The organism is Rhodoplanes sp. SY1 (genome assembly GCF_046000175.1).
Taxonomy (GTDB): domain Bacteria; phylum Pseudomonadota; class Alphaproteobacteria; order Rhizobiales; family Xanthobacteraceae; genus Rhodoplanes.
In genome coordinates this window covers 1-9323 of sequence record NZ_JBEOMB010000145.1, presented here as the reverse complement: position 1 = coordinate 9323, position 9323 = coordinate 1, and the positions used below count along the sequence as shown (strand labels likewise).

Sequence of the window (9323 nt, the reverse complement as noted above, 5' to 3'; positions counted from 1 at the left end):
CCAGCGCCTCGGGCGAGAGTCGCGACGGCACGATCCAGGCGGACGGCATCGGCACGCCGGCCGGCGGCGAGGCCGCGTCTCCGGCGGCCTGTCGGGTGGTGTCGGTGGTGCGCCGCCGGTGCCGCGTCATGCTCGCCTGCCAGTGTTCTCGTCGTAGCCCGCATGGAGCGAAGCGGAATGCGGGGGGTGCATCGCGGGCTCTGATCGCCGGGTCGGACCGCGGGATGGATCGCGTTTTTGGGCCGCGCCGGCGGTCCCGCATTCCGCTTCGCTCCATGCGGGCTACGAGGCTCCCTCACGGCACGGCCTCCCTGTCCCGCGACGCGCGCGGCGCCCGGGGTGTGCCCATGACCTGCACCCGGCCCTTCTCTTGAAAAAGACCGAGGGAGGGGGAGCGCCGGGAGGCGCCACACCGTTTGTCCGTGCGTTTGGGAGTGCGGCGCGCATCGCGCCCCGAAGGGCTCGACACGCGCGCCTCCCGGCGCTCCACCGCGGCGATTTCGGTTGTTCGGCCGCGCTTGGGGTTCGACCGACCGGGCCGAGACCTCGTCAGCGATACTCCTCGCGCCCGGGTCGTGGTGCCCGGAGGGCGGGGCCCGAACACCCCCGGGAGCGCGGCGGACGAGGCCGCGCCCGCAGGCGCCGCATTCGCCGGCCGGTTTCCCGGTCGTTCCGGCGACCGGTGTCGGGTGCGGCTCGCGCCGTGCCCCAGCACCCGGCCCGCTCCGCCGCCCGACGTCACCGGTCGACGTCCCTCGTGGAGCAGGACGGGACGGAGTATAGGAATTTTGTCCGCAGACGCAAGGTGGGGTGATCGACGGCGCGATGGTCTTCAACGCCCGCCCTCGCAGCCCGCCGTCGTAGCCCGCATGGAGCGAAGCGGAATGCGGGTCCGCCGCCGGCTGGATTCCGGGTTCGGCGCGATGCGCCGCCCCGGAATGACCGAGAAAAGCAAAGCCCTCGCCTGCGCGGACGACGACCACCGCGAGGCCGTGCCTTCACTCCTGACTCGGCGCTTCCGGGGCTCGTCCCGTGCCCCACCCCGATAGGCGACGCATCGGTGCCGTGCTAGCCTTGCGTCATGACGACCCGAAAGCTCGCGGCAGCCCTGGCACGCGTCGAGACCTGGCCCGCGGCGGCGCAGGACCAGCTCGCCGACCTCGCCTTCGAGATCGAGGCCTCGCTCGCCGGCCCCTATGAGCCGACACCCGAGGAGCAGGCCGGCATCGACCGCGGCCTCGCCGACGCGACGGCCGGCCGCTTCGCCTCGGACGCTGAGGTCGAGTCCGTGCTGGCCAGGCTGCGGCGGCCGTAGACATTGCGCGATCGTGACGATCCGGTCGAGTCGCGGAATACAGTTGCGCTATTCCGCCTACGGAACCCAGCTACGCTTTCTGGCTAAACGCCGCTCGACGTGCATGCCGGTCTCAGTCGTTCCTGCGTCGCGCCAGGCGGCAAAAGATAAGTCTAACTTCGAACCCGTGCAGGGAGAGGCGGATGCCTCTTATTGAAATCAAAATCGAAAACTACCGCGGCATCGGCCTTCGACAATCAATTACTTTCGCGTCACCTAATGGGCACACTGAAGGAAGCGGGTTGACTGTCATGGTTGGCCCAAACAATTCCGGAAAGAGTACGGTCTTGCGTGCAATTAGCGCAATGTGCTCTCAAGATGACGAATTTATCGCAGAGATCGAGGATCGACGAGGCGCAAATTTCCCTATTGTTTCGTTGATGATAGAGATATCTGGCCAAAAGCATTTGCTGCATACCGAAACGGTAGATCGGTCGGCGTATCTTAAAATTATCGGCAGAGATCCGCAAAAGCCAATTGTTCACCGCTATATTCCAGCAAGAAGACCATGGAAAGATAGGTTTTCACGCAATGTTGGATACGTTCGCGATGCATATGAATCTGACTCCGATCGCTTCAGAAAGAATGACGAATTTTATATCGATACAATGTTTGGCAATATGCTGCACGAGGTAGAGCGAGACCCTAAACTCAAGCGGGAGTATATCAATACACTGCGATTCATCGAACCCAGTATTAAAGATTTCTGGGTGGATCGAGGATATGGGCAAGATTTCCTCGCTTTCGAGAGCACTTCAGGATTTTCACACTGAGCAGGAATTGTTGGCGAGGGGATACAGAACCTTTTTCGAATGTGCTTTTCGTTGCTTTCTCAGAAATGTGATGAAGTGCTCCTTGTAGACGAGCCAGAACTGTCCCTTCATCCACAAAGTCAACGTCGGCTTTATGATTTGCTAGCTCGCCAGGCGAAAAACCGACAAGTGATCGTCAGTACGCATTCGGTTCATTTTGTCGATTGGAGGCACATAAAGTCTGGAACTAAAATATACCGAGCAAACTTAGCTTCAGGACAAGGGAGTGTCTTCAATTCGCTCGGCAGAAGAACAATACGTCGCATAACTGCAATTGCAGAGAAGGATCCGCGAAACCAGCGGGCATATGACGCTCTTGCTAAAGAGGTTTTCTTTTCTCGAGGCTGCGTCTTGCTTGAGGGCTATGAGGATGCTCATATTCTTCAAAAATATTTCATCGACTCCGGTAATGGATACATTGAGATATTTGGGTATGGGAGCGGCGGAGCGACTGGAATTCTGGCTTGGCTGACCGCCTGCAACGAACTTGGAATTCCTGCGGTAGCAGTATTTGACGGAGATGGCGCTGGGCTGAAAGCACTTAGAAAAGCCAGAGAACAATTCGGTGCAAGTGAACAGATACTCTTGTTGAGAATTCCAACTCCCGACATTCGAGATAAATATACAGAATGCGGCAACACACCAAGCACACGATCAGCGCTTGACAAATATGGAATGTTTACAGAACAATGGGAACTCAAGCATATCTATGAAACGGAGATGAAGTTTTTGGTAAGTCGCATCTTGAAATTTTTAAAGCCTGAGATGACGCTGCCATTTTAGTCGTTATCGGATTACGCTACCAATTGAAATGTCCGGCGAACCACCACGCAACGGATCGTCGTATGGCGGAATAGCGGAGCGTATTCCGCCGCTTTTGGCGTTCCACCGCGAGGCTGCCCGGCGCAATACGACGCGCTACCCGGCCATCTCGCGGCGGGGGGCGCGGCTCAGATCGTTGCCGCCGGCGACGGCCTTTTGCAGCAGGCGGACGAGGCCGCGGCGCTCCTGCGCGCCGAGGCCGCGCAGCATGGTGCGCTGGGCCGCCGCGACCGCCGGGCCGATGGCGCGCAGCGTCGTCTTGCCGGCCGGCGTGAGGGTGAGGACGCGGGCGCGGCGGTCCGTCGGGCTCTCCTGGCGCACCACAAAACCCTTCTGCACAAGGCGGTCGACGACGCCCCCGATGGTGGTGCGGTCGTAGGCGATCAGGCCGGCCAGCCCGATCTGATCGATTCCGGGCTGGGCGGCGATCGCGGCGAGCGCCGCGTATTGCACCGGCGTGAGATCGAAGCCCGCCTTCTCCACCTCGGCGACGAAGCAGGCGACGGCGATCTGCTGGAACCGCCGCGCCAGATGGCCGGGCATGTTCTTGGGATCCTCCATGCGGGCCTCGCTCGAGAACGTCGCGTCCGGTCGGGTCGCGTCCGGTCGGGTGTCGCGTGATTGACAGCATACTGATCGTCAGTATGCTGATCAATATCAGTCGTCGCGCGAACACCCAATTTCCGCTCGTCCCCGCGAAGGCGGGGACCCATAGGCTCCACGCTCCATGGCCCTGGTTTCCCGCTTGCGCGGGGATGAGCGGAGGGTGGGACGAGCACGGCGAAGACGGCGGACGACAACGGCGGCCACCAGACAAAAGTCCGCCGACGGGAGGATGCATGCAGTTCCATCAGGACGGCTTCGTGCCGGGCGACCCCGAGATTGTCGACCCCGCGGACCGCTATCCCGCGGTCGCCGGCGCGCAGGGGCCCCTCCCCGCGTCGGTCGACGTGCTGATCGTCGGCTGCGGGCCGGCCGGGCTGACGCTCGCCACGCAGCTCGCCGCGTTCGCCGACATAAAGACCTGCATCGTCGAGCAGAAGAGCGAGCCGATGCGGCGTGGCCAGGCCGACGGCATCGCCTGCCGCACCATGGAGATGTTCCACGCCTTCGGCTTCAGCGAGCGGGTGCTGAAGGAGGCGTGCTGGATCACCGAGACGACGTTCTGGCGGCCGGACCCGGCAGCGCCGGAAAGGATCGCGCGCAGCGGCGTCGTTCAGGACGTCGAGGACGGGCTCTCGGAGTTTCCGCACGTCGTGCTCAACCAGGCGCGCGTGCACGACTTCTATCTGGAGCGCATGCGCAAGTCGGCGGCGAAGCTCGAGCCGTTCTACGCGCGGCGCGTCCTCGGGCTCGTGCACGACGCCGACGGCGTCACCGTGACGCTGGAGCGCGCCGGGCCGGCGAACGGCACGACGACCGAGACCGTGCGGGCGCGATACGTCGTCGGCTGCGACGGCGCGCGCAGTGCCGTGCGGGCCGCGATCGGACGCGAGCTCGTCGGAGACTCGGCGAACCACGCCTGGGGCGTGATGGATCTGCTCGCCGTCACGGATTTCCCCGACATCCGCTGCAAGGCGCTGATCCAGTCGGCGCAGGAGGGCAGCATCATCGTGATCCCGCGCGAGGGCGGCCATCTGGTGCGGCTCTATGTGGAGCTGACCGCGCTCGACGCCGGCGAGCGCGTCGCGGCGCGCAACATTCCGCTCGATGCGCTGATCGCCAAGGCGCAACGCATCCTCCATCCTTATAAGCTCGACGTGAAGGAGGTGCCGTGGTGGTCGGTCTACGAGATCGGCCAGCGCGTCACCGACAAGTTCGACGACGTGCCGGAGGCCGAGACCGCGACGCGCGCGCCCCGCGTCTTCATCGCCGGCGACGCCTGCCACACCCACAGCCCGAAGGCCGGCCAGGGCATGAACGTCTCCATGCAGGACGCCTTCAATCTCGGATGGAAGCTCGCCGCGGTGCTGCGCGGGCGCAGCCCCGAGATGCTGCTCGCCACCTATTCGGCCGAGCGGCGCGCCATCGCCAAGGAGCTGATCGACTTCGACCGCGAATGGGCGGCGCTGCTCGCCTCGGCGCATGCCGACGGCCGCGAGGTCGACCCGGAAGCGACGCGGCGCTACTTCGTCAGCCACGGCCGCTACACGGCCGGCACGGCGACCCGCTACGCCCCGGCGCTGCTGACCGGCGACGGGCGGCACCAGCATCTCGCGACCGGTTTTGTGGTCGGGACACGCTTCCACTCGGCGCCCGTGGTGCGGCTCGCCGACGCCAAGCCCGTGCATCTCGGCCACGTGGTCGAGGCCGACGGCCGCTTCCGGATTTTTGTCTTCGCCCCGGCCGGCGATCTGTTCGCCGAAGGCTCCGCGATACGACGGCTGTGCGCCTGGCTCGCCGATGATCCTGCTTCGCCGGTGCGCCGGTTCACGCGCGAGAACGAGGACATCGACGCCGTGATCGACGTGCGGGCGGTGTTCCAGGAGCCGCACCGCGCCCTCGACATCGGCACGCTGCCGCCGCTGCTGCTGCCCACCAAGGGCCGCCTGGCCTTGCGCGACTACGAGAAGGTGTTTTGTGCCGACCACCGGACGGGGGGGCAGGACATCTTCGCGATGCGAGGCATCGACCGCGCCGCCGGCTGCATGGTGGTGGTGCGGCCGGACCAGTATGTCGCAGAGGTGCTGCCGCTCGACGGATACGAGGCGCTGGCGGCCTATTTCGCCGGCTTCATGCGGCCAGCCTGCGCGCCGGCGGAGCGGCGGATGCCGGAAGCCGCCGGCGCGTAGGTCGGCTCAGACGGGCGCCGCGGGCGGCGCCTGCAGCCGGGCCGTCAGCGCGGCGGGATCGATCCGCTCGCCCAAGAAGTCGTCGAGGGTGAAGGGCGACGTCGCGGGAAGGTTTTCGGCGACCGGCTGCAGCGGCGTGCCCTCGTGGGCGAGCACGGTCCGCTGGCGGGCGGACCGCCACAGCGCGTCGAGGTCGATCCGCTGGCGCATGGAGGGGGCCCAGCGGCGTCGCAGGTTGGCATGGAAGCCGGCGATCTCGGCCCGCCAATGACGAGCCGGCGGCGCGTCCGGCTCCAGGACCAGCTTCAGGACATGCAAGATGATCAATTCGATCTTGCTCTCGACCGCGGCGAGCTCGGACCGTCCCACGCTCTCGATCTCCTCGGCGACGTTCTCGATGTCGAGGTCGTTCGGGAGGTCGCGGCGGCGGCCGAGCGCGCGGATCAGCGCCGCCTGCTGCTCGGACCACAGCAGGATGTCCGCGTCGTAGAGGTTTTGCGCGTCGGCGCCCGACCCGCTGGTCGAATCCGGGCGAGTCACCTGTGCTCGCGTCGCCTGTGCTCGGGTCGAGGTGTCGTGGCTCATGCCGGCTCCGCCCGGGCGGCCCCGCCGCCCGGTGTTTCGCCGGCCATCATAGCAGATCGTAGCAGAGGCGCGGCGCGGCGGCGGGCCGGTCCGCGGGTGCCCTACTCGACGCCCTGCGCCATCAGGGGCGCCTTGCCGTAGAGCGGGTCGACGACCACGGGGGCCGGCGCCTGCGGCGTGCCGGTGAGGTGCGGCGAGAACGCCTCGAGGTCGTAGGGCCGGGCCGGACGCACCAGCGTCACCGGCCCGAGCAGGTCGGTGGCCTGGAGGGTGCCGAGGCGAACCGGCGTGGCCGGCGCGAAGCGCGTGGTCGGCGGCCCGACCTCGGTCCAGCCGGTGCCCGCGCTCCGGTCGCCCATGACCGGGATCACGTCGCCGGCGGCGGCAGGCGCCGCGCCGAAGACGACGAGGACGGCGGTGGCGAGAAGCGACGAACGCAGCGGGGACGAGACCATCGGCACGGCTCCGGATCGGTTTCGGGTACCCGATCCTAGCCGCGCGAGCGCCGAGACCCCGAGTCACGACTGCGTGTGCACCGACGCGGTCCCCGGAGGACAAACAGTAGCGTTGACGAAGGCTTGCCGCGGGCGCTCAGAACCAGCCGAGCGCGTTCAGCAGGTGCCGCGTGTAACCGGTGCCGGTGTGGGTCGCGGCGAGGCAGCGCTCGCGCTGCGCCCGGGCGCCGGCGTCCGCCCCGTAATCCACGTCCGCGACGTGGCAGAGCCCCTGCGCGTTGGCGGACCGGTAGGTTTCGAGCTCGACGATGGTGCCGGCGAAGGTCCACGACAGGATCGCCAGGAGCGCCACCAGGACGGCGAGAAGGTGCTTCATGCGCTAATTCCTGTGCAATGCCGTGCTATCAAGGAGCGTCATTCCGGACCGGCGCACCGCGCCGGATCCGGAATCCAGCCACGAACACAGACTCTGCCGCTGGATTCCGGGTTCGCGCCTTTGGCGCGCCCCGGAATGACGGCACGTCCAAGAGCCCATCACACCAGCCGGCTTTGCTCGACCGCGGCGCCGACGAAGGAGGCGAACAGCGGGTGCGGCGCGAACGGCCGCGACTTCAGCTCGGGATGGAACTGGACGCCGATGAACCACGGATGGTCGACATACTCGACGATCTCGGGCAGCAGCCCGTCCGGCGACATGCCACAGAAGCGCAGGCCGTGCTGCTCCAGCCGGTCCTTGTAGCCGGTGTTGACCTCGTAGCGGTGGCGGTGGCGCTCGGAGATCTCGGTCGCACCGTAGATGCCGGCGACCTTGCTGCCGCGGGCGACCTCGGCCTGGTAGGCGCCGAGCCGCATGGTGCCGCCGAGATCGCCGCCCTGCGCCCGGGTCTCCAGCTCGTTGCCGCGCATCCATTCGGTCATCAGGCCGACGACCGGCTCGGAGGTGGCGCCGAACTCGGTCGAGTTCGCCTCGGCGATCCCGCAGAGGTTGCGGGCCGCCTCGACGACCGCCATCTGCATGCCGAAGCAGATTCCGAAATACGGCACCTTGCGCTCCCGCGCGAACTGGGCGGCCCGGATCTTCCCCTCGGCGCCGCGCTGGCCGAAGCCGCCCGGCACGAGGATGCCGTGGACGTGCTCGAGGAACGGCGCCGGATCCTCGCGCTCGAACACCTCGCTCTCGATCCAGTCGAGATTGACCTTCACCTTGTTGGCGACGCCGCCGTGGCTGAGCGCCTCGATCAGCGACTTGTAGGCGTCCTTCATGCCCGTGTACTTGCCCACGATGGCGATGGTGACGTCGCCTTCGGGGTTGCGGATGCGCTCGTTGATGGTGCGCCAGCGCGTCAGGTCCGGCTCGCGGTCGGCGGGCAGGCCGAAGGCGTGCAGCACCTCGGCGTCGAAGCCGGCGTCGTGATAGGCCTGCGGCACCGCGTAGATGTTGTCCGCGTCGCGCGCCTCGATCACGGCACTCTCGCGCACGTTGCAGAACAGGCCGAGCTTGCGCCGCTCCTCCTTCGGGATCGGCCGGTCGGTCCGGCACAGGAGGATGTCGGGCTGGATGCCGATCGAGCGCAGCTCCTTCACCGAGTGCTGGGTCGGCTTGGTCTTCAGCTCGCCGGCCGAGGGGATGTAGGGCAGCAGCGTCAGGTGGATGTAGATGGCACTGCCACGCGGTACCTCGATGCCGAACTGGCGGATCGCCTCGAAATACGGCAGGCCCTCGATATCGCCCACCGTGCCGCCGATCTCCACCAGAACGAAGTCGTAGCCCTCGCTGCCCTCGCGGACGAAGTCCTTGATGGCGTTGGTGACGTGCGGGATCACCTGGATGGTGGCGCCGAGATAGTCGCCGCGCCGCTCCTTGGAGAGAATCTCCTGGTAGATGCGGCCCGTGGTGATGTTGTCCTGGCGGGTCGCCGGGCGGCCCGTGAATCGCTCGTAATGGCCGAGGTCGAGATCCGTCTCGGCGCCGTCGTCGGTGACGAACACCTCGCCGTGCTGGTACGGCGACATGGTGCCCGGATCGACGTTCAGATACGGGTCGAGCTTGCGCAGGCGGACCGAATAGCCGCGCGCCTGCAGGAGCGCACCGAGCGCCGCTGAAGCGAGGCCTTTGCCGAGGGAGGAGACCACGCCGCCGGTGATGAAGATGTACCGCGTCATGGGGCTCAACCTCTAGCCAAGCTGGAACGATTCGACGAGGTCTTTGCGCGCAAGGCAGACCCGACGATCCGTTCCGGGACCGGAACGGCATGCATTTTCAGTCCATCTCGCAATGGCTTGGCCCCAGATCCTCGAGCGCCGGGCGAGGCTCGCCCGGCGGTGGATGACGGGATGGTGATCGGCGGTGCGCGGCCCTCTCGGCCGCGGCCCGAATGCGTGCCGGCGGAGGCCGGCCGCCGTCACTGCGAGCGCGGCACTTCCGGGCCCGACGGGGCGGCCGGAGCGGGTGCCGAAGGCGCCGGGGCCGCGGGCGTGGAGGGCGCAGCAGGCGCGCCCGGGG

The 9323-nt window shown here is 66.6% G+C and carries 9 protein-coding genes; 4 read left to right on the top strand and 5 right to left on the bottom strand.

Going from position 1 to position 9323, the window contains the following annotated elements; translation table 11 throughout:
- The first annotated feature begins 1081 nt into the window (after positions 1–1081).
- The 3 genes from ABTU92_RS26020 (at position 1082) to ABTU92_RS26010 (ending at position 2949) form a co-directional block, all read left to right on the top strand.
- Positions 1082–1315: a hypothetical protein gene (locus ABTU92_RS26020; RefSeq protein ID WP_408094510.1), complete on the top strand. Its 234-nt coding sequence runs from the start codon at positions 1082–1084 to the stop codon at positions 1313–1315.
- Positions 1316–1497: 182 nt separating this feature from the next.
- The gene (locus tag ABTU92_RS26015) at positions 1498–2127 is read left to right on the top strand and encodes an AAA family ATPase (RefSeq protein WP_408094509.1); all 630 of its coding nucleotides are present in this window, start codon (positions 1498–1500) and stop codon (positions 2125–2127) included.
- 6 nt (positions 2128–2133) lie between these two features.
- Positions 2134–2949 carry an ATP-dependent nuclease gene (locus ABTU92_RS26010; protein WP_408094511.1) on the top strand — a complete coding sequence of 272 codons (816 nt, stop codon included), beginning with the start codon at positions 2134–2136 and terminating at the stop codon, positions 2947–2949.
- A gap of 135 nt (positions 2950–3084) precedes the next feature.
- On the opposite strand, the gene ABTU92_RS26005 is transcribed toward ABTU92_RS26010, so the two are convergent.
- Positions 3085–3549: a MarR family winged helix-turn-helix transcriptional regulator gene (locus ABTU92_RS26005; RefSeq protein ID WP_408094508.1), complete on the bottom strand. Its 465-nt coding sequence runs from the start codon at positions 3547–3549 to the stop codon at positions 3085–3087.
- A gap of 278 nt (positions 3550–3827) precedes the next feature.
- Between ABTU92_RS26005 and ABTU92_RS26000 the strand changes: the two genes are divergently transcribed.
- A complete protein-coding gene (locus ABTU92_RS26000) occupies positions 3828–5780 on the top strand; it encodes an FAD-binding monooxygenase (protein ID WP_408094507.1) in 1953 nt (650 codons plus the stop codon).
- A gap of 6 nt (positions 5781–5786) precedes the next feature.
- Here the strand turns inward: ABTU92_RS26000 and ABTU92_RS25995 are convergent, their stop codons facing one another.
- From ABTU92_RS25995 to ABTU92_RS25980, 4 genes are all read right to left on the bottom strand, one after another.
- Positions 5787–6365, bottom strand: a complete 579-nt coding sequence (locus ABTU92_RS25995) for a DUF29 domain-containing protein (RefSeq protein WP_408094506.1) — start codon at positions 6363–6365, stop codon at positions 5787–5789.
- A gap of 101 nt (positions 6366–6466) precedes the next feature.
- Complete coding sequence (locus ABTU92_RS25990; protein ID WP_408094505.1) at positions 6467–6820, bottom strand: hypothetical protein; 354 nt, start codon at positions 6818–6820, stop codon at positions 6467–6469.
- A 136-nt stretch (positions 6821–6956) separates the two neighbouring features.
- A complete protein-coding gene (locus ABTU92_RS25985) occupies positions 6957–7196 on the bottom strand; it encodes a hypothetical protein (RefSeq protein WP_408094504.1) in 240 nt (79 codons plus the stop codon).
- Positions 7197–7354: 158 nt separating this feature from the next.
- A complete protein-coding gene (locus tag ABTU92_RS25980) occupies positions 7355–8983 on the bottom strand; it encodes a CTP synthase (protein WP_408094503.1) in 1629 nt (542 codons plus the stop codon).
- Positions 8984–9323 lie beyond the last annotated feature (340 nt).

Coding starts and splice junctions, on each gene's coding strand:
- ABTU92_RS26020 (WP_408094510.1), top strand. CDS start 1,082: ATGACGACCCGAAAGCTCGCGGCAGCCCTGGCACGCGTCGAGACCTGG.
- ABTU92_RS26015 (WP_408094509.1), top strand. CDS start 1,498: ATGCCTCTTATTGAAATCAAAATCGAAAACTACCGCGGCATCGGCCTT.
- ABTU92_RS26005 (WP_408094508.1), bottom strand. CDS start 3,549: ATGGAGGATCCCAAGAACATGCCCGGCCATCTGGCGCGGCGGTTCCAG.
- ABTU92_RS26000 (WP_408094507.1), top strand. CDS start 3,828: ATGCAGTTCCATCAGGACGGCTTCGTGCCGGGCGACCCCGAGATTGTC.
- ABTU92_RS25995 (WP_408094506.1), bottom strand. CDS start 6,365: ATGAGCCACGACACCTCGACCCGAGCACAGGCGACGCGAGCACAGGTG.
- ABTU92_RS25990 (WP_408094505.1), bottom strand. CDS start 6,820: ATGGTCTCGTCCCCGCTGCGTTCGTCGCTTCTCGCCACCGCCGTCCTC.
- ABTU92_RS25985 (WP_408094504.1), bottom strand. CDS start 7,196: ATGAAGCACCTTCTCGCCGTCCTGGTGGCGCTCCTGGCGATCCTGTCG.
- ABTU92_RS25980 (WP_408094503.1), bottom strand. CDS start 8,983: ATGACGCGGTACATCTTCATCACCGGCGGCGTGGTCTCCTCCCTCGGC.